Here is a 16,927-nt window from a genome sequence, read left to right on the forward strand (position 1 = left end):
AAAAGGCACGCCATCGTACAGATGGCGTGCCTTTTTTTATGGCCGAGTCACAGGTGGATTAACGTGCTGTACTTGTTTTGATTCTCAATATCATTTAATAATAAATATCATTATCGAATGAGTGTGGATCATGAGTTCTGTCCTGCATGAGGATCCGTACCTGGAAAGCTGGCGCTGGATGAGTCGTCAGATTCGCTGCGGCCTCGATCCCAATGAACCTCGCCTGATCGAACATTACCTCAATGAGGGTCGGTACCTGGCGTGTTGCACCGCGACCCATCCGTGGACGATCGCCGAAACCTCATTGCGCCTGCTGATCGACACCGCCCGCGATATCGCCTTGCCCTGGCATTGGCGCTCCATGTGCCTGGACCAGGCGTGGCGCCCGCTGCGCGACCTGGAAAACCTCTCCCGCTGTGCCTGCCGCCTTAAGCGCTGGCAGGCCTTTGCCTGGCAATTGGCGACCTGCGAATTGCTGCCTTCCATTTCTGTTTCTGACCTGGTGCAAGGATCTTCCGATGAGTAACACCCGTATCGAACGCGACAGCATGGGCGAACTGCAAGTACCGGCCGAGGCCTTGTATGGCGCACAAACCCAGCGCGCGGTGAACAACTTTCCGATCAGCAACCAACGCATGCCGGCGCAATTCATCCGCGCCCTGATCCTGGCCAAAGCCGCTGCGGCCAAGGCCAACGTCGACCTAAAGCAGATCAGCGAAGGGCAGGGCAAAGCCATTGTCGATGCCGCCCAGGGCTTGCTGGAGGGCGATTACATGCCGCACTTCCCGGTGGATATCTTCCAGACCGGCTCCGGCACCAGCTCCAACATGAACGCCAACGAAGTGATTGCGACCCTGGCCACACGTTTGTTGGGCGAGGCGGTCAACCCTAACGACCACGTGAACTGCGGCCAAAGCAGCAACGACATCATTCCCACCACCATCCACGTCAGTGCCGCCTTGGTGCTGCATGAGCAAACGCTGCCGGCGCTGTTGCACTTGGTGCAGGTGATCGAGCAAAAGGCCGAGCAAGTGCATCCGTTCATCAAGACCGGCCGCACCCACTTGATGGACGCCATGCCGGTGCGCATGAGCCAGGTGCTCAACGGCTGGGCGCAGCAGCTCAAGGCCAATATCGGTCACTTGCAGGACTTGCTGCCGAGCTTGCAGGCCCTGGCTCAGGGCGGCACGGCGGTCGGCACCGGGATCAACGCACACCCGGAATTCGCCGCGCGTTTCAGCCAGCAACTGAGCAACCTGACTGGCGTGAAATTCACCCCGGGCAGGAACCTGTTCGCATTGATCGGCTCCCAGGACACAGCCGTTGCCGTGTCCGGCCAGTTGAAAGCCACCGCCGTCTCGCTGATGAAAATCGCCAATGACCTGCGCTGGATGAACTCCGGACCGCTCGCAGGCCTGGGTGAAATCGAGCTGGAAGGCCTGCAACCGGGCTCTTCGATCATGCCGGGCAAGGTCAACCCGGTGATCCCGGAAGCCACTGCCATGGTCGCGGCCCAAGTGATCGGCAATGACACGGTGATTACTGTCGCGGGGCAATCCGGCAACTTCGAGCTGAACGTGATGCTGCCGATCATCGCCCAAAACCTGCTCAGCAGCCTTGAACTGCTGGCCAATTCGAGCCGCTTGCTGGCCGACAAGGCCATCGCCAGCTTCAAGGTCAACGAAGCCAAGCTCAAGGAAGCGCTGTCGCGCAACCCGATCCTGGTCACCGCACTCAACCCGATCATTGGTTACCAAAAAGCCGCTGAAATCGCCAAGAAGGCCTATCAGCAAGGCCGTCCGGTAATTGATGTCGCTCTCGAGCACACTGACTTGTCACGTAGCCAACTGGAGATCCTGCTGGATCCGGAAAAGCTTACGGCGGGCGGCGTGTAATCACCGACTCTGCTTTGGAGGCTCACCATGGAGCACTGGAAACGCACGATCGAACGGGCCAATCGCTGCTTTATGCAGGGCGAACTGGTCGACGCTCGCGAGGCCTATTTGCAAGCCCTGGCCCTGGCTCAAGTGTTATTCGAGCGTTGGGCGGATGCCGACGAAGCAGTGGCGGCTTGCGTCATTTCCCATCACAACCTGGCGGACCTGCACCTGCGCCTGAACCAGCCTGAGGAAAGCGCGGAGTACCTGTGTGCTATCCACCAGCGCCTGCTGCAGACCCTGCAGGACCCGCGCCTGAGCCGGCAATTGCGCGAGGCGGCGCTGCGCCAGAGCAGCAAGACCTACGTCGAACTGTTGAACTTCATCAGCGATCACGGCGAGTACCCGCGAACCCATCGCTTGTTGGGTGGCGCTGCGGTGCAAACGGATGCGTCGATCCGCAACAGTCCTTATTACGGAGCACATTGATATGTCCTACACCTTGCCTGCCCTGCCTTACGCCTACGATGCCCTGGAGCCGCACATCGATGCGCAAACCATGGAAATCCACTACACCAAGCATCACCAGACCTACATCAACAACCTGAATGCGGCGGTTGAAGGCACTGAGTTTGCGGCCTGGCCGGTTGAGAAGTTGGTGTCCAGCGTCCAGCAGTTGCCGGAAAAACTGCGTGCCGCAGTGATCAACCAAGGTGGCGGCCACGCTAACCACTCGCTGTTCTGGGCGGTGATGTCGCCCAAAGGCGGCGGTAAACCTGAGGGCGTGCTGGGCAAAGCGATCGAGGAACAGTTGGGTGGTTTCGACAGTTTCAAGGAAGCCTTCACCAAGGCTGCCCTGACGCGTTTCGGCAGTGGTTGGTCCTGGCTGAGCGTTACCCCACAAAAGACCCTGGTGGTCGAAAGCAGCGGCAACCAGGACAGCCCGCTGATGAACGGCAATACGCCGATCCTCGGTCTGGACGTCTGGGAGCACGCCTACTACCTGCTCTACCAGAACCGTCGTCCGGAATACATCAACGCCTTCTACAGCGTGATCAATTGGCCGGAAGTCGCCGCACGCTACCAGGCCGCCTTGGCATGATATTGACCCTATAACACGACCTAAGGCCGACTATGGGCACTGAAATACTGGCGATCAGCAGCGGACGAATGTTTCGTTATGCGTTTGGCTCACTGCTGCTATTGGCAGGTACTGCATTGCTGGTGGCCCACGGGCTGGCCTGGCTGGACCTTGAACCGCGCATCCTGCGTGCCTTGCAGGGCGGGTCGATCTGCGCGCTCGGCACGGCGCTGGGCGCGGTGCCGGTGCTGGTGATTCGTCGGATGCCGGTAGCGCTCAGCGATACATTGTTGGGCTTTGGTGCTGGAGTGATGTTGGCAGCAACTGCCTTTTCGCTGATCGTGCCGGGTATCGCTGCCGCTGAAGGCCTGGGGCTTTCGCCCTGGGGCGCCAGTGGCTTGATCAGCTTTGGGATCATGCTGGGAGCGTTCGGGCTGTACCTGGTCGACCGCAAGGTCTCCGGCGCCAGCCCGGAAATGCTGGTGGGCACGCCGGATAAACCGGTGATACCACCCCGCATCTGGCTGTTTGTGTTCGCCATCATTGCCCACAACATTCCGGAAGGCATGGCGGTGGGTGTCTCTGCCGGTGGCGGGATGCCGGATGCCGATAGCCTGGCCATGGGCATTGCCCTGCAGGACGTGCCGGAAGGTTTGGTGATTGCGCTGGTCTTGGCCGGGGCCGGGATGTCGCGGGTCAAAGCGTTCCTGATCGGCGCCGCGTCAGGGTTGGTAGAGCCGGTATTCGCTGTGTTGTGCGCGTGGCTGGTGAGCCTGGCAGAAGTTTTGTTACCGCTGGGCCTCGCGCTTGCGGCTGGTGCGATGTTGCTGGTGGTGACTCACGAAGTGATCCCCGAATCGCGCCGCAATGGTCACGAAAAGCTTGCCAGCTTGGGGTTGTGCATCGGGTTCTGTTTAATGATGGTGATGGATACAGCTCTGGGGTGAGGCTGTTGCAGCCTCACATCCCTCTCAAAGGGTGGGCTTACTCACCTTCGTCGAAGTAGTTATTGATCAGCGCCACCAAGGCATCCATCGCTTCCTGTTCCTGCTCGCCTTGCGTCTTCAGGTGAATTTTGGTGCCCTTGCCGGCGGCCAGCATCATCATCGACATGATGCTCTTGCCGTTGACCATGGACTCCGGCGTGCGCCCGGCGTAGATCTCGCAAGGAAATTGTCCGGCAACGCCGACGAATTTAGCGGAAGCGCGAGCGTGCAGGCCCAGCTTGTTGATGATTTCAATTTCCAGAGCGGGCATCGCGGGGTGGTCCTTTCAGCTAAGGTCGCGGTGGCGAACCTGGACGTTCTTGAGGGTTTGCTGCAGCACCTGGCCCAGGCGTTCGGTCAGGTAGACGGAGCGATGGTGGCCGCCGGTACAGCCAATGGCAATGGTGACATAGGCCCGATTGCTCGCAGCAAAGCGCGGCAACCATTTGAGCAGATAGCTGGAGATGTCTTGGAACATCTCCTCTACATCCGGCTGCGCGGCCAGGTATTCGGCCACAGGCTGATCCAGCCCCGACTGTTCGCGCAGTTCTGGCTTCCAATAAGGGTTAGGCAGGCAACGCACATCAAAGACCAGGTCGGCGTCCACCGGCATGCCGCGCTTGAAGCCAAACGACTCGACCAGAAAAGCGGTACCGGGCTCTGGCTGGTTCAGCAGGCGCAGCTTGATGGCATCCCGCAATTGATACAGGTTCAGGCTGGTGGTGTTGATCTTGAGGTCGGCGAGGTCAATGATCGGGCCGAGCAGCGTGGTCTCGTCCTCAATGGCTTCGGCCAGGGAGCGATGCGGGCTGCTGAGGGGGTGGCGTCGGCGGGTCTCGGAAAAGCGCTTGAGCAGCGTTTCTTCGTCCGCATCCAAGTAGAGCACATCGCAATGAATGTGCTTGGCGCGCACTTCCTCGAGCAATTGCGGGAATCGCTCAAGGTGGCTGGGCAGGTTGCGGGCGTCAATCGAAACGGCAACCAGGGGTTGTGCCAATTCAGTGTGGATCAGCGCGCGCTCTGCCAGTTCAGGCAGCAGGCCCGCAGGCAGGTTGTCGATGCAATAGAAGCCGTTGTCCTCAAGAACGTTGAGGGCAGTGCTTTTACCCGAGCCGGAACGGCCGCTGACGATGATCAAACGCATGATTACTGCCCGCTTTGTTCATCCAGGACAACCTGATAGAGCGCCTCGTTGGTGCTGGCACTGCGCAGTTTGTCGCGTACTTCCTTGCGGTCGAGCATGCTGGCGATCTGCCGGAGCAGTTCCAGGTGTGCATCGGTGGCGGCTTGCGGGACCAGCAGAACGAACAGCAGGTCGACCGGTGCGCCGTCGATGGCGTCGAAATCAATTGGTGCATCGAGGTGCAGCAGAGCACTCACTGGGGCTTCACAGCCTTGCAGGCGGCAGTGAGGAATCGCGATACCGTTGCCAAAACCGGTTGAACCGAGTTTTTCACGGGCGATAAGTGCCTCATACACAGCTTGCGTATCCAGTTCGGGCACTTCGCGGCCGATCAGGTTGGCAATTTGTTCTAGGGCGCGCTTTTTACTGCCGCCCGGCACGTTCACGAGAGAACGGCCGGGGGTCAGGATGGTTTCAAGTCGGATCATGGGTGGGGAGTGTTAGCGGCCTGTGCCCTGAAGAAGGCTCTGCTGCTTTTCCTTATGCTTTTTGATTTGGCGATCCAGCTTGTCGGTCAGGTCGTCAATGGCGGCATACATATCTGAATGCTCAGCATTGGCGACGACTTCCCCGCCGGGTATACGCAAGGTGGCTTCGATTTTCTGCTTCAGCTTTTCGACAGTCATGATGACTTGCACATTGGTGATCTTGTCGAAATGCCCCTCAATTCTTTTGAGCTTTTCGCCTATGTAGGCGCGCAGCGGTTCGGTCACTTCCAGTTGGTGTCCACTGATATTGACTTGCATACAGCTTCTCCTTCGTTGCCAGTGCATAAAGCGGCGGGTAGGAATACCCGCCACTGGAACGCTATGGCCCGCCCGTCACATCAAACGCTTACGCTCGCTGGAAGGCGCGATCCCGAGGGACTCGCGGTACTTGGCGACGGTTCGACGGGCGACCTGAATGCCTTGTGCCTCCAGTAAACCAGCGATCTTGCTGTCACTCAACGGCTTTTTCTGATTTTCCGCGGCAACCAGTTTTTTGATGATCGCGCGGATCGCCGTGGACGAGCATTCGCCGCCTTCGGAGGTGCTGACGTGGCTGGAGAAAAAGTATTTCAACTCATAAATACCCCGTGGGGTATGCATGAATTTTTGCGTGGTCACCCGGGAAATCGTCGATTCGTGCATGCCCACCGCTTCGGCGATGTCGTGCAGCACCAGCGGTTTCATGGCCTCGTCGCCATATTCCAGGAAGCCGCGCTGGTGCTCGACGATCTGGGTGGCCACTTTCATCAGGGTTTCGTTGCGGCTCTGCAGGCTCTTGATGAACCAGCGCGCTTCCTGCAACTGGTTGCGCATGAAGGTGTTGTCGGCGCTGGTGTCGGCGCGGCGCACAAAGCCTGCGTATTGCGGGTTGACGCGCAGGCGCGGCACCGATTCCTGGTTCAATTCCACCAGCCAGCGCTCGTTGTCCTTGCGCACGATCACGTCGGGAACCACGTATTCGGCTTCGCTGGACTCGATCTGCGAGCCCGGGCGAGGGTTGAGGCTCTGTACCAGCTCAATGACCTGGCGCAGGTCGTCTTCCTTGAGCTTCATGCGGCGCATCAGCTGGCTGTAGTCGCGGCTGCCCAGCAGGTCGATGTAGTCGGTGACCAGGCGCTGGGCCTCAGCGAGCCAAGGGGTCTTGGCCGGCAGTTGGCGCAGTTGCAGCAGCAGGCACTCGCTGAGCGTGCGAGCGCCGATACCGGCGGGCTCGAATTGTTGGATGCGGTGGAGGACGGCTTCGATTTCGTCCAGTTCAATGTCCAGTTCCGGGTCGAAGGCCTCGAGGATTTCATCAAGGGTTTCGTCCAGGTAGCCCTGGTTATTGATGCAGTCGATCAGGGTGACGGCGATCAGGCGATCGGTGTCCGACATCGGCGCGAGGTTCAGTTGCCACAACAAATGGCTTTGCAGGCTCTCGCCGACGGACGTACGGGTGGTGAAATCCCACTCGTCATCATCATTGCTCGGCAGGCTGCTGGCGCTGGTCTGGTAGACGTCTTCCCACGCGGTGTCCACGGGAAGCTCGTTGGGAATGCGCTCGTTCCATTCGCCTTCCTCAAGGTTATCCACCGTCGGGGCGGTTTCCTGATAAGAGGGTTCCTGCACGTCGGCGTTGGGTTTTTGCTCGATGTTGTCGGCCAGCGGGTCTGCATTATCGAAGTCGTCGCCTTCTTCCTGGCGTTCGAGCATCGGATTGGACTCCAGGGCCTCCTGGATTTCCTGTTGCAGGTCCAGGGTCGACAATTGGAGCAGGCGGATGGCCTGTTGCAGCTGCGGTGTCATCGTCAGCTGCTGGCCCATTCTCAGGACTAGCGATGGTTTCATGGCAGGGGCTTAACACCTTATTCGCCGGCGCAATGCGCCATCCACGACAGGGCGCGTGAGCGCCAAACATAAGCAAATTATATGCCTGATATCGGGGGCTTTGCCTAGAGCGCGGTAACAATAAAAAAAACGAGGTTTTTATTGACTCCCGCGCGCCTTGGCGAATGGCCAGACACCACAGTGCTTACAGGCGGAACTCATGGCCCAGGTACACTTCCTTGACCAGTTCGTTGGCCAGGATAGTGGCGGAATCGCCTTCGGCGATCAGCTGGCCATCGTTGACGATATAAGCTGTTTCACAGATATCGAGGGTCTCACGGACGTTGTGGTCGGTGATCAATACGCCGATACCCTTGGCCTTGAGGTGATAGATGATCTGTTTGATGTCGCCGACCGAGATCGGGTCGACGCCGGCAAACGGCTCGTCCAGCAGGATGAACTTAGGCGCAGTGGCCAGGGCGCGGGCGATTTCCACACGGCGACGCTCACCACCGGACAAGCTCATGCCGAGGTTGTCGCGAATGTGGTTGATATGGAACTCCTGCAGCAGGCTTTCCAGCTCCTTGCGGCGGCCATCACGGTCGAGTTCCTTGCGGGTCTCAAGGATCGCCATGATGTTGTCGGCCACTGACAGTTTGCGGAAGATCGACGCTTCCTGGGGAAGATAGCCGATACCTGCACGTGCACGACCGTGCATGGGCTGATGGCTGACGTCCAAGTCGTCGATCAGTACACGCCCTTGATCCGCCTGAACCAGCCCGACGATCATATAGAAGCATGTGGTCTTGCCGGCACCGTTCGGGCCAAGCAAGCCGACGATCTGGCCACTGTCGATCGACAGGCTCACGTCGCGTACGACCTGACGGCTTTTATAGGCCTTGGCCAGATGCTGGGCTTTCAGGGTTGCCATTCGTTAGTTCGCCTTCTTCGCGTCAGCTTTCTGCTTCGCTTCCTTCTGCTTCGGCTGGATAACCATGTCGATACGCGGGCGAGGTGCGGTGACCTTGCTGCCATTGGCGCGGCCGGCCTGAGCGATCTGCTTCACGGTGTCATAGGTGATTTTTTCACCTTCCGTGGTGTTGCCATCGGTGCTGACCACTTTGGCCTGATCGATCAGGACAATGCGGTTCTGCTGGGCGTGGTACTGGATGGTCTTGCCGTAGCCCTTCATCGGGGCGGTATCGGCGGGCGCCTGCTTCTGTTCGAAATAGGCCAGGTTGCCCACCGATGTCACCACGTCAATATCGCCGGCCGGGGTACGCGTGAGCGTCACCGTGTTGCCGGTGATTTTCATCGAGCCTTGGGTGATGATCACGCCGCCGGTGTAGGTGGCCACACCTTGTTTGTCATCCAGCTGCGCATCGTCAGCCTGAATGTGGATCGGTTGCTGGCTATCGTTCGGCAGAGCCCAGGCGCTCACGCTTCCCAGTGCTGCGCCCAGACCGAGCAAAATAGGGAGGGTTTTAACGAGCCTCATACTGTCCTCTTACGTTCGATAGCAGGTGTATCCTGCTTTCTTTCAAATACGCTTTCATTCCCTTGCCAGTCGATACACCGCCAGCGCCGTCGATTCTAACGTCTTGCTCGGTCTGCGCATATTGCTGTTGTGGGAAAACGGTCATGCGACTGCTGGTAATGATGGTGTCGCGGTTCTTATCGTCGGTGCGTGCAACGCGGACCGAGTCGATCAGTTCTACCTGGGTGCCACCCTTGTTCACCTCACCGCGCTTGCTGGTGACATGCCATGGGAACTCGGTACCGCGGTAGAGGTTCAGGTCGGGGTTGGTCAGTAGGCTGACGTCCGTGGCCTTGAGGTTTTCGACTTTATCGGCGGTCATTTCGTACTGAACCTTGCCGTCAGGCAGGAACTTTATGGTGTGGGCGTTGATGGCGTAATAGGCGATAGCGCTCTCGTCGACGGCCACTACAGGCTTGTCGAGAAAGCGCTCCGGGCTGATATTCCAGTAACCCACCGCCAGGAACAGCGCGGCGATCACCCCGAATAACAGAAATTTGCGAATCTTTTTGCTCAGCATAAAAAGCTCTATAGGTAGGCGGCGTGGGCCGCTTCAAGACTGCCCTGGGCACGCAGGATCAACTCGCAGAACTCGCGGGCAGCACCTTCACCGCCACGTGCGGTAGTGATGCCATGGGCGTGTTCGCGCACAAATGCCGCGGCGTTCGCGACGGCCATGCCCAGGCCTACCCGGCGAATGACCGGCAGGTCAGGCAGATCATCGCCCAGGTAGGCGACCTGCTCATAGCTTAGGTTGAGCTGTCCAAGAAGCTCGTCCAGAACCACCAGTTTATCCTCGCGGCCCTGATACAGGTAAGGAATCCCCAGGTTTTGTGCGCGGCGTTCCACAACCGGTGTTTTTCGACCGCTGATAATCGCCGTTTGCACGCCCGCAGCCATCAACATCTTGATGCCTTGGCCATCGAGGGTATTGAACGTCTTGAACTCGCTGCCGTCTTCGAGAAAGTACAGGCGGCCATCGGTCAGTACGCCGTCGACGTCGAAAATCGCCAGTTTGATGTTTTTACCGCGTTGCAACAGGTCGCTGGACATTTACATCACTCCCGCACGCAGCAAGTCGTGCATGTTCAGGGCGCCGACCGCGTGATCGTCACCGTCGACGACCACCAGCGCAAGAATCTTGTGGTCTTCCATGATCTTCAGCGCTTCGGCCGCCAGCATTTCAGGGCGTGCGGTCTTGCCGCGTGGGGTCATGACTTCGTCGATCGTAGCCGTTTGAATGTCGAGGTTACGGTCCAGGGTACGGCGCAAGTCGCCGTCAGTGAACACCCCGGCCAGGCGGCCATCGGATTCCAGGATGACTGTCATGCCCAGGCGCTTGAGGGTCATTTCCATCAGGGCGTCCTTAAGCAGGGTACCGCGCGGGACGTGAGGCAATTCATCACCGGAGTGCATGACGTTTTCGACTTTCAGCAGCAGGCGGCGGCCCAAGGCGCCACCCGGGTGGGAAAATGCGAAATCCTCGGCGGTAAACCCGCGTGACTCCAGCAGCGCCACTGCCAAGGCATCGCCCATCACCAGCGCTGCGGTGGTGGAGGAGGTCGGTGCCAGGTTCAGCGGGCAGGCTTCGTGGTCCACGTGAACATTCAGGTTGACCTCGGCGGCCTTGGCCAGCGTCGAGTCCGGGTTGCCGGTAATGCTGATCATCTGGATGCCCAGGCGTTTGATCAGTGGCAGCAGGGTCACGATTTCATTAGTGCTGCCGGAGTTCGACAGCGCCAGGATAATGTCATCCTTGGTGATCATGCCCATGTCGCCGTGGCTGGCCTCGGCCGGGTGCACGAAAAAAGCCGTGGTCCCGGTGCTTGCCAAGGTGGCGGCGATTTTGTTGCCGACATGGCCTGATTTGCCCATGCCGACCACGACAACGCGGCCTTTGCTGGCCAGAATCATTTCGCAGGCGCGTACGAAATCCGCGTCGATATGGGCCAGCAAACCTTCTACGGCTTCAAGCTCGAGGCGGATGGTGCGTTGTGCGGATTGAATAAGGTCGCTGGATTGGCTCATGTCTGAAATCGTATAGCCTGACGAAAAGTCGGCGATTATAGCGGTAATGATCAATTCCCTCACGCAAGTTCGTCAGGGTTTATTCTGCAAGTGCCTAAGATTAGTGCACAGCAACGTTTTTTCCCTGTCCCGAATCTGAACGAGCGCTGTTCCGGCCTTGGGGGCGCTGTACCAGCAGTGATATAGTTCGCCGCCAGTTCGGTCCGCCCAACCCATGTGGCTAACTATTTATTGCGCATCTGTCGCAAACGAATGTCGCAAACATGGTGTCTGAGTGAAAGGCTGCATCCCAAGGAGATTAGATGAGTGCCGATAACGCCTACGCGGTCGAGCTGAAGGGCCTTACCTTCAAGCGCGGGACGCGCAGCATCTTCAATAACGTCGATATTCGCATTCCCCGCGGAAAAGTCACGGGCATCATGGGGCCTTCCGGTTGCGGCAAGACCACCCTGTTGCGCCTGATGGGTATGCAATTGCGCCCTAGCGCCGGCGAAGTGTGGGTCAACGGCCAGAACCTGCCGACCCTGTCGCGCAGCGATCTGTTCGATGCGCGCAAGCATATGGGCGTGCTGTTCCAGAGTGGCGCGCTGTTCACTGACCTCGATGTGTTCGAAAACGTGGCGTTTCCGCTGCGGGTGCACACGCAACTGTCCGATGAGATGATTCGTGACATTGTGTTGCTGAAGCTGCAGGCCGTCGGCCTTCGCGGCGCCATCGACCTGATGCCTGACGAATTGTCCGGCGGCATGAAGCGTCGTGTCGCGTTGGCGCGTGCCATCGCGCTGGATCCGCAAATCCTCATGTATGACGAGCCTTTTGTAGGCCAGGACCCGATCGCCATGGGCGTGCTGGTACGCCTGATCCGCCTGCTCAACGACGCGTTGGGTATTACCAGTATCGTGGTGTCCCACGACCTGGCCGAAACCGCGAGCATTGCCGACTACCTCTATGTAGTAGGCGATGGTCAGGTGTTGGGGCAGGGCACGCCTGAAGAACTGATGAACGCTGATAACCCGCGTATTCGCCAATTCATGACCGGCGATCCCGATGGCCCGGTGCCTTTTCATTTTCCGGCAGCGGACTACCGCTCAGATCTTCTGGGGAAGCGCTGATGCGCAAGACATCTTTACTCGAGAAGGTTCGCCTTTTCGGTCGCTCCGGCATCGATCTGGTCGAAGTGCTGGGGCGTTCGACCATTTTTCTGTTTCACGCACTGCTCGGTCGCGGCGGCATCGGCGGCGGTTTTGGCCTGCTGCTCAAGCAATTGCACTCGATCGGCGTGATGTCCCTGGTCATTATCGTGGTGTCCGGGATTTTCATCGGCATGGTGCTGGCGTTGCAGGGGTTCAATATCCTCTCCAGCTACGGTTCGGAGCAGGCGGTGGGGCAGATGGTCGCCCTGACGCTGTTGCGTGAACTCGGCCCGGTTGTCACCGCCTTGCTGTTTGCCGGGCGCGCAGGGTCTGCATTGACCGCCGAGATCGGCAACATGAAGTCCACCGAGCAGTTGTCCAGCCTGGAAATGATCGGCGTGGACCCGCTCAAATACATTGTTGCCCCGCGCCTGTGGGCCGGCTTCATTTCCCTGCCTCTGCTGGCGATGATCTTCAGTGTGGTCGGTATCTGGGGCGGCTCGTGGGTGGCGGTTGACTGGTTGGGCGTCTATGACGGCTCGTACTGGGGCAACATGCAAAACAGCGTGACTTTCAGCGGCGACGTGCTCAACGGCATCATAAAGAGCATCGTCTTCGCCTTTGTAGTGACCTGGATCGCCGTATTCCAAGGCTATGACTGTGAGCCCACTTCAGAAGGGATCAGTCGCGCCACCACCAAGACCGTTGTGTACGCCTCGCTGGCGGTACTGGGCCTTGACTTCATTTTGACCGCCTTGATGTTTGGAGATTTCTGATGCAAAACCGCACTGTGGAAATCGGTGTCGGCCTTTTCTTGCTGGCTGGCATCCTGGCTTTACTGTTGTTGGCCCTGCGAGTCAGCGGCCTGTCGGCCAGCCCCACCGCCGACACTTATAAACTTTACGCGTACTTCGATAATATCGCCGGTTTGACTGTCAGAGCCAAAGTGACCATGGCCGGTGTAACCGTCGGCAAGGTCACGGCAATCGATCTGGATCGCGACAGCTTCACCGGCCGAGTGACCATGCAAGTCGATAAGAAGGTAGATAATCTGCCGACTGACTCCACTGCATCTATCCTCACTGCTGGTTTGCTGGGCGAGAAGTACATCGGTATCAGCGTGGGCGGGGAAACAGCCTTGCTCAAGGATGGTTCGACAATCCACGACACACAGTCGTCGTTGGTGCTTGAAGACTTGATCGGTAAATTCCTGCTCAATACGGTCAATAAAGACGCCAAATGAGGAATCTGTTCATGATCTCTACCTTGCGACGTGGCCTGCTGGTGCTGCTTGCAGCACTGCCGATGATGGCCAACGCGGCGGGTTCTGCGCACGATCTGGTGCAGGACACGACCAACAAAATGTTGGCTGACCTGACTGCCAACAAAGAGCAGTACAAGCAAGACCCAACGAAGTTCTACGATGCGCTGAATACCATTGTGGGCCCAGTGGTCGATGCCGAAGGCATTTCCCGCAGCATCATGACGGTCAAGTATTCACGCAAAGCTACGCCTGCGCAGATGCAAACATTCCAGGAAAACTTCAAGAAGGGCCTGTTCCAGTTCTATGGCAACGCCCTGCTGGAGTACAACAACCAGGGCATTACCGTTGCTCCGGCCGGGGATGAGTCGGGTGACCGCACCAGCGTTAACATGACCGTTAAGGGCACCAACGGCGCCGTTTATCCTGTGCAGTACACACTGGAGAAGATCAGCGGCGAGTGGAAACTGCGTAACGTGATCATCAACGGCATCAACATTGGCAAGCTGTTCCGCGATCAGTTCGCTGACGCGATGCAGCGCAATGGCAACAACCTGGACAAAACCATCAATGGTTGGGCCGGTGAAGTCGCCAAGGCCAAGGAAGAAACCGACAAACAAGCTGGGAAGCCTGCGCAATGACCGAGTCGGCTGTTCGTCTTGGCGACGCCGGTGAGTTGTTTCTCAGTGGCGTGCTCGATTACCGCTCCGGGCCTGACCTGCGCAAGCAGGGCCAGGCGCTGATCAACAGCAGCAACGCGCCTGCGTTGGTGCTTGATTGCTCGGCGGTGACCAAGTCCAGCAGCGTCGGTCTGTCGTTGTTGCTGTGTTTCATGCGCGATGCTGAAGCGGTCAAGAAGCCGTTCAGCATCCGTGCGTTGCCCGAGCACATGCGCGAAATTGCCGAGGTTTCCGGTATTACCGAACTGTTGGCGCATCCTTAATACACATTATTAAAGAGGCCCCCCGTCAGAGTCCTGCTATGCGGGGTTCGCAGGCGCGGGGCTTTTTTGTATGATGTGCGACCCGTGCGCACTTGGCGCCGATAGAGGTTGAGCATGCAGGCCTACGAAGTTAAGAGCTTCCTTGAAGAAAAGCTGTCGAATAGCCTTCCTTCACAAGTGCAGGTTGAAGTTGAAGGCGAAGGCTGCAACTTCCAGCTGAATGTGATTAGCGATGAACTGGCGGCACTGAGCCCGGTCAAGCGTCAACAGCAGATCTATGCCCATTTGAACCCGTGGATCACCGATGGCAGCATCCACGCGGTCACTATGAAATTTTTCAGCCGCGCGGCCTGGGCCGAGCGCACCTGAGCCCCCAAGGCGTCGAGATTCTTATGGATAAATTGATTATTACCGGCGGTGTCCGCCTTGATGGCGAGATCCGCATTTCCGGTGCGAAAAACTCCGCCTTGCCGATCCTGGCAGCGACCCTGCTGTGCGATGGCCCGGTGACTGTGGCCAACCTGCCGCACCTGCACGACATCACCACCATGATCGAACTGTTCGGTCGCATGGGCATTGAGCCGGTGATCGACGAGAAGCTGTCTGTCGAAATCGACCCGCGCACTATCAAGACCCTGATCGCTCCGTACGAATTGGTGAAAACCATGCGTGCGTCGATCCTGGTGCTGGGCCCGATGGTTGCCCGTTTTGGTGAAGCCGAAGTGGCGTTGCCTGGCGGTTGCGCCATCGGTTCGCGTCCGGTCGACCTGCACATCCGTGGCCTTGAAGCCATGGGCGCCACCATCGACGTCGAAGGCGGCTACATCAAGGCCAAGGCGCCAGAAGGCGGCTTGCGCGGTGCCAATTTCTTCTTTGATACCGTCAGCGTGACCGGTACCGAGAACATCATGATGGCCGCTGCCCTGGCCAACGGTCGCAGCGTGCTGCAAAACGCCGCGCGCGAGCCTGAAGTGGTCGACCTGGCCAACTTCTTGATCGCCATGGGTGCCAACATCACCGGCGCCGGCACCGACACCATCACCATCGAGGGTGTTAAACGCCTGCACTCGGCCACCTACAAAGTGATGCCCGACCGTATCGAGACCGGCACCTACCTGGTGGCTGCCGCCGTGACCGGTGGTCGCGTCAAGGTTAAGGACACCGATCCGACCATCCTTGAAGCCGTCTTGGAAAAACTCAAGGAAGCGGGTGCTGAAATCACCACCGGTTCCGACTGGATCGAGCTGAACATGCACGGCAAGCGGCCAAAAGCTGTCAACGTGCGTACTGCTCCGTACCCGGCGTTCCCGACCGACATGCAAGCGCAGTTCATCTCCTTGAACGCGATTGCCGAAGGCACCGGTGCCGTGATCGAGACCATCTTCGAAAACCGCTTCATGCACGTGTATGAACTGCACCGCATGGGCGCCAAGATCCAGGTCGAAGGCAACACGGCCATCGTTACCGGCATCGAGAAGCTCAAGGGCGCGCCAGTCATGGCCACCGACCTGCGTGCCTCGGCCAGCCTGGTGATCTCGGCGCTGTGCGCTGACGGCGATACCCTGATCGACCGCATCTACCACATCGACCGTGGTTACGAGTGCATCGAAGAAAAACTGCAGATGCTCGGCGCCAAGATCCGCCGCGTACCGGGCTAGTCCCCGGAACTGCAAATACCTTTACTGTGGTGAGGAGCTCCCCGCCACAGGAAGGTGTTTGTTGTTAAATGGTTTGTTTCAAATCGAGGCTGTAATGGCCTCGATCTGTGTCTGGCGCCGTTTGCGACCGGACAGCAATAGCCTGATGAAGGACTGACGTTTCCCATGTTGACCATCGCACTGTCCAAGGGCCGCATCCTTGACGACACTTTGCCGCTTCTGGCTGAAGCGGGCATCGTGCCGACCGAGAATCCGGACAAGAGCCGCAAGCTGATCATCCCTACGACCCAGGACGACGTTCGCCTGCTGATCGTTCGGGCTACCGACGTGCCGACCTACGTTGAACATGGCGCGGCCGACCTCGGTGTGGCCGGTAAAGACGTGCTGATGGAATACGGCGGCCAGGGCCTGTACGAGCCGCTGGACCTGCGTATCGCCCTGTGCAAGTTGATGACCGCCGGCCGCGTCGGTGACGTCGAACCTAAGGGCCGCCTGCGCGTGGCAACCAAGTTCGTCAACGTCGCCAAACGTTACTACGCCGAGCAGGGCCGTCAGGTCGACATCATCAAACTCTACGGCTCGATGGAACTGGCCCCGCTGATCGGCTTGGCCGACAAGATCATCGACGTGGTCGACACCGGCAACACCCTGCGTGCCAACGGTCTCGAACCCCAGGATTTTATTGCCGACATCAGCTCCCGTCTGGTCGTCAACAAAGCTTCAATGAAGATGCAACACGCCCGAATCCAGGCGTTGATCGACACCCTGCGCAAGGCAGTGGAGTCTCGACACCGCGGTTGACTCACCTGCGCGGCCCTAGGCCGCGCCCGTCTATCCGCCTCATAGCCAGAATTCTCAGGTGCCCAAGCGGATCGACTGCTAACTTTCGGCGCCTGAGTATTTTTGCCAATCCTATGAGGCCCTCGCTATGACCACGTCCACTGCA

23 protein-coding genes are annotated in these 16,927 nt (G+C 58.6%); 13 read left to right on the forward strand and 10 right to left on the reverse strand.

What is annotated here, in order from left to right; translation table 11 throughout:
• Nucleotides 1-130: 130 nt before the first annotated feature.
• From GJU48_RS04190 to GJU48_RS04210, 5 genes are read left to right on the forward strand one after another with little or no spacing between them, the layout of a single operon-like run.
• Entirely contained in the window at nucleotides 131-526 is a 396-nt protein-coding gene (locus GJU48_RS04190; protein WP_094950422.1) for a FagA protein, read from the forward strand.
• On the forward strand, nucleotides 519-1,895 hold the full coding sequence (locus tag GJU48_RS04195; protein WP_094950423.1) for a class II fumarate hydratase: 1,377 nt from the start codon (nucleotides 519-521) through the stop codon (nucleotides 1,893-1,895). The genes GJU48_RS04190 and GJU48_RS04195 overlap by 8 nt, the downstream gene beginning before the upstream one ends.
• A 27-nt stretch (nucleotides 1,896-1,922) precedes the next feature.
• Nucleotides 1,923-2,366 (forward strand): hypothetical protein, encoded by a 444-nt coding sequence (locus GJU48_RS04200; protein ID WP_094950424.1) that lies wholly within the window; start codon nucleotides 1,923-1,925, stop codon nucleotides 2,364-2,366.
• Between the two features lies 1 nt (nucleotide 2,367).
• Nucleotides 2,368-2,979: a superoxide dismutase gene (locus GJU48_RS04205; RefSeq protein ID WP_094950425.1), complete on the forward strand. Its 612-nt coding sequence runs from the start codon at nucleotides 2,368-2,370 to the stop codon at nucleotides 2,977-2,979.
• 32 nt (nucleotides 2,980-3,011) lie between these two features.
• Nucleotides 3,012-3,905 carry a ZIP family metal transporter gene (locus GJU48_RS04210; protein WP_094950426.1) on the forward strand — a complete coding sequence of 298 codons (894 nt, stop codon included), beginning with the start codon at nucleotides 3,012-3,014 and terminating at the stop codon, nucleotides 3,903-3,905.
• Between the two features lie 37 nt (nucleotides 3,906-3,942).
• Here the strand turns inward: GJU48_RS04210 and GJU48_RS04215 are convergent, their stop codons facing one another.
• The 10 genes from GJU48_RS04215 to GJU48_RS04260 form a co-directional block, all read right to left on the reverse strand.
• Nucleotides 3,943-4,215 (reverse strand): HPr family phosphocarrier protein, encoded by a 273-nt coding sequence (locus tag GJU48_RS04215; protein ID WP_094950427.1) that lies wholly within the window; start codon nucleotides 4,213-4,215, stop codon nucleotides 3,943-3,945.
• A gap of 15 nt (nucleotides 4,216-4,230) precedes the next feature.
• Nucleotides 4,231-5,088: an RNase adapter RapZ gene (gene rapZ / locus GJU48_RS04220; protein ID WP_083360130.1), complete on the reverse strand. Its 858-nt coding sequence runs from the start codon at nucleotides 5,086-5,088 to the stop codon at nucleotides 4,231-4,233.
• 2 nt (nucleotides 5,089-5,090) lie between these two features.
• Nucleotides 5,091-5,555: a PTS IIA-like nitrogen regulatory protein PtsN gene (ptsN, locus tag GJU48_RS04225; protein WP_094950428.1), complete on the reverse strand. Its 465-nt coding sequence runs from the start codon at nucleotides 5,553-5,555 to the stop codon at nucleotides 5,091-5,093.
• A gap of 12 nt (nucleotides 5,556-5,567) precedes the next feature.
• On the reverse strand, nucleotides 5,568-5,873 hold the full coding sequence (gene hpf / locus GJU48_RS04230; RefSeq protein ID WP_010170586.1) for a ribosome hibernation-promoting factor, HPF/YfiA family: 306 nt from the start codon (nucleotides 5,871-5,873) through the stop codon (nucleotides 5,568-5,570).
• A gap of 75 nt (nucleotides 5,874-5,948) precedes the next feature.
• Nucleotides 5,949-7,442: an RNA polymerase factor sigma-54 gene (locus tag GJU48_RS04235; protein WP_094950429.1), complete on the reverse strand. Its 1,494-nt coding sequence runs from the start codon at nucleotides 7,440-7,442 to the stop codon at nucleotides 5,949-5,951.
• A gap of 184 nt (nucleotides 7,443-7,626) precedes the next feature.
• Nucleotides 7,627-8,352 (reverse strand): LPS export ABC transporter ATP-binding protein, encoded by a 726-nt coding sequence (gene lptB, locus GJU48_RS04240; protein ID WP_094950430.1) that lies wholly within the window; start codon nucleotides 8,350-8,352, stop codon nucleotides 7,627-7,629.
• A gap of 3 nt (nucleotides 8,353-8,355) precedes the next feature.
• Nucleotides 8,356-8,919 carry a lipopolysaccharide transport periplasmic protein LptA gene (lptA, locus tag GJU48_RS04245; protein ID WP_155295927.1) on the reverse strand — a complete coding sequence of 188 codons (564 nt, stop codon included), beginning with the start codon at nucleotides 8,917-8,919 and terminating at the stop codon, nucleotides 8,356-8,358.
• Nucleotides 8,906-9,478: an LPS export ABC transporter periplasmic protein LptC gene (gene lptC / locus GJU48_RS04250; protein ID WP_094950432.1), complete on the reverse strand. Its 573-nt coding sequence runs from the start codon at nucleotides 9,476-9,478 to the stop codon at nucleotides 8,906-8,908. Before lptC ends, lptA begins: the two co-directional genes overlap by 14 nt.
• Before the next feature lie 8 nt (nucleotides 9,479-9,486).
• Nucleotides 9,487-10,011 (reverse strand): KdsC family phosphatase, encoded by a 525-nt coding sequence (locus GJU48_RS04255; RefSeq protein ID WP_094950433.1) that lies wholly within the window; start codon nucleotides 10,009-10,011, stop codon nucleotides 9,487-9,489.
• Nucleotides 10,012-10,986, reverse strand: coding sequence for a KpsF/GutQ family sugar-phosphate isomerase (locus tag GJU48_RS04260; RefSeq protein ID WP_094950434.1), 975 nt, complete (start codon nucleotides 10,984-10,986; stop codon nucleotides 10,012-10,014).
• 302 nt (nucleotides 10,987-11,288) lie between these two features.
• Between GJU48_RS04260 and GJU48_RS04265 the strand changes: the two genes are divergently transcribed.
• From GJU48_RS04265 to hisG, 8 genes are all read left to right on the forward strand, one after another.
• Nucleotides 11,289-12,098 (forward strand): ATP-binding cassette domain-containing protein, encoded by an 810-nt coding sequence (locus tag GJU48_RS04265; RefSeq protein WP_003171811.1) that lies wholly within the window; start codon nucleotides 11,289-11,291, stop codon nucleotides 12,096-12,098.
• Nucleotides 12,098-12,895 (forward strand): lipid asymmetry maintenance ABC transporter permease subunit MlaE, encoded by a 798-nt coding sequence (gene mlaE / locus GJU48_RS04270; RefSeq protein ID WP_094950435.1) that lies wholly within the window; start codon nucleotides 12,098-12,100, stop codon nucleotides 12,893-12,895. The genes GJU48_RS04265 and mlaE overlap by 1 nt, the downstream gene beginning before the upstream one ends.
• Nucleotides 12,895-13,362: an outer membrane lipid asymmetry maintenance protein MlaD gene (gene mlaD / locus GJU48_RS04275; RefSeq protein ID WP_094950436.1), complete on the forward strand. Its 468-nt coding sequence runs from the start codon at nucleotides 12,895-12,897 to the stop codon at nucleotides 13,360-13,362. Before mlaE ends, mlaD begins: the two co-directional genes overlap by 1 nt.
• 11 nt (nucleotides 13,363-13,373) lie before the next feature.
• Nucleotides 13,374-14,021 carry an MlaC/ttg2D family ABC transporter substrate-binding protein gene (locus tag GJU48_RS04280; RefSeq protein WP_094950437.1) on the forward strand — a complete coding sequence of 216 codons (648 nt, stop codon included), beginning with the start codon at nucleotides 13,374-13,376 and terminating at the stop codon, nucleotides 14,019-14,021.
• Nucleotides 14,018-14,323: an STAS domain-containing protein gene (locus tag GJU48_RS04285; protein ID WP_094950438.1), complete on the forward strand. Its 306-nt coding sequence runs from the start codon at nucleotides 14,018-14,020 to the stop codon at nucleotides 14,321-14,323. Before GJU48_RS04280 ends, GJU48_RS04285 begins: the two co-directional genes overlap by 4 nt.
• A 114-nt stretch (nucleotides 14,324-14,437) precedes the next feature.
• On the forward strand, nucleotides 14,438-14,692 hold the full coding sequence (locus GJU48_RS04290; protein WP_094950439.1) for a BolA family protein: 255 nt from the start codon (nucleotides 14,438-14,440) through the stop codon (nucleotides 14,690-14,692).
• A 23-nt stretch (nucleotides 14,693-14,715) separates the two neighbouring features.
• The gene (gene murA, locus GJU48_RS04295) at nucleotides 14,716-15,981 is read left to right on the forward strand and encodes a UDP-N-acetylglucosamine 1-carboxyvinyltransferase (protein WP_094950440.1); all 1,266 of its coding nucleotides are present in this window, start codon (nucleotides 14,716-14,718) and stop codon (nucleotides 15,979-15,981) included.
• Nucleotides 15,982-16,146: 165 nt separating this feature from the next.
• Complete coding sequence (gene hisG / locus GJU48_RS04300; protein ID WP_083360118.1) at nucleotides 16,147-16,782, forward strand: ATP phosphoribosyltransferase; 636 nt, start codon at nucleotides 16,147-16,149, stop codon at nucleotides 16,780-16,782.
• The last annotated feature ends 145 nt before the right edge of the window (nucleotides 16,783-16,927 follow it).

This window comes from Pseudomonas sp. IB20, assembly GCF_009707325.1.
Lineage (GTDB): Bacteria > Pseudomonadota > Gammaproteobacteria > Pseudomonadales > Pseudomonadaceae > Aquipseudomonas.

Coding starts and splice junctions, on each gene's coding strand:
- GJU48_RS04190 (WP_094950422.1), top strand. CDS start 131: ATGAGTTCTGTCCTGCATGAGGATCCGTACCTGGAAAGCTGGCGCTGG.
- GJU48_RS04195 (WP_094950423.1), top strand. CDS start 519: ATGAGTAACACCCGTATCGAACGCGACAGCATGGGCGAACTGCAAGTA.
- GJU48_RS04200 (WP_094950424.1), top strand. CDS start 1,923: ATGGAGCACTGGAAACGCACGATCGAACGGGCCAATCGCTGCTTTATG.
- GJU48_RS04205 (WP_094950425.1), top strand. CDS start 2,368: ATGTCCTACACCTTGCCTGCCCTGCCTTACGCCTACGATGCCCTGGAG.
- GJU48_RS04210 (WP_094950426.1), top strand. CDS start 3,012: ATGGGCACTGAAATACTGGCGATCAGCAGCGGACGAATGTTTCGTTAT.
- GJU48_RS04215 (WP_094950427.1), bottom strand. CDS start 4,215: ATGCCCGCTCTGGAAATTGAAATCATCAACAAGCTGGGCCTGCACGCT.
- rapZ (WP_083360130.1), bottom strand. CDS start 5,088: ATGCGTTTGATCATCGTCAGCGGCCGTTCCGGCTCGGGTAAAAGCACT.
- ptsN (WP_094950428.1), bottom strand. CDS start 5,555: ATGATCCGACTTGAAACCATCCTGACCCCCGGCCGTTCTCTCGTGAAC.
- hpf (WP_010170586.1), bottom strand. CDS start 5,873: ATGCAAGTCAATATCAGTGGACACCAACTGGAAGTGACCGAACCGCTG.
- GJU48_RS04235 (WP_094950429.1), bottom strand. CDS start 7,442: ATGAAACCATCGCTAGTCCTGAGAATGGGCCAGCAGCTGACGATGACA.
- lptB (WP_094950430.1), bottom strand. CDS start 8,352: ATGGCAACCCTGAAAGCCCAGCATCTGGCCAAGGCCTATAAAAGCCGT.
- lptA (WP_155295927.1), bottom strand. CDS start 8,919: ATGAGGCTCGTTAAAACCCTCCCTATTTTGCTCGGTCTGGGCGCAGCA.
- lptC (WP_094950432.1), bottom strand. CDS start 9,478: ATGCTGAGCAAAAAGATTCGCAAATTTCTGTTATTCGGGGTGATCGCC.
- GJU48_RS04255 (WP_094950433.1), bottom strand. CDS start 10,011: ATGTCCAGCGACCTGTTGCAACGCGGTAAAAACATCAAACTGGCGATT.
- GJU48_RS04260 (WP_094950434.1), bottom strand. CDS start 10,986: ATGAGCCAATCCAGCGACCTTATTCAATCCGCACAACGCACCATCCGC.
- GJU48_RS04265 (WP_003171811.1), top strand. CDS start 11,289: ATGAGTGCCGATAACGCCTACGCGGTCGAGCTGAAGGGCCTTACCTTC.
- mlaE (WP_094950435.1), top strand. CDS start 12,098: ATGCGCAAGACATCTTTACTCGAGAAGGTTCGCCTTTTCGGTCGCTCC.
- mlaD (WP_094950436.1), top strand. CDS start 12,895: ATGCAAAACCGCACTGTGGAAATCGGTGTCGGCCTTTTCTTGCTGGCT.
- GJU48_RS04280 (WP_094950437.1), top strand. CDS start 13,374: ATGATCTCTACCTTGCGACGTGGCCTGCTGGTGCTGCTTGCAGCACTG.
- GJU48_RS04285 (WP_094950438.1), top strand. CDS start 14,018: ATGACCGAGTCGGCTGTTCGTCTTGGCGACGCCGGTGAGTTGTTTCTC.
- GJU48_RS04290 (WP_094950439.1), top strand. CDS start 14,438: ATGCAGGCCTACGAAGTTAAGAGCTTCCTTGAAGAAAAGCTGTCGAAT.
- murA (WP_094950440.1), top strand. CDS start 14,716: ATGGATAAATTGATTATTACCGGCGGTGTCCGCCTTGATGGCGAGATC.
- hisG (WP_083360118.1), top strand. CDS start 16,147: ATGTTGACCATCGCACTGTCCAAGGGCCGCATCCTTGACGACACTTTG.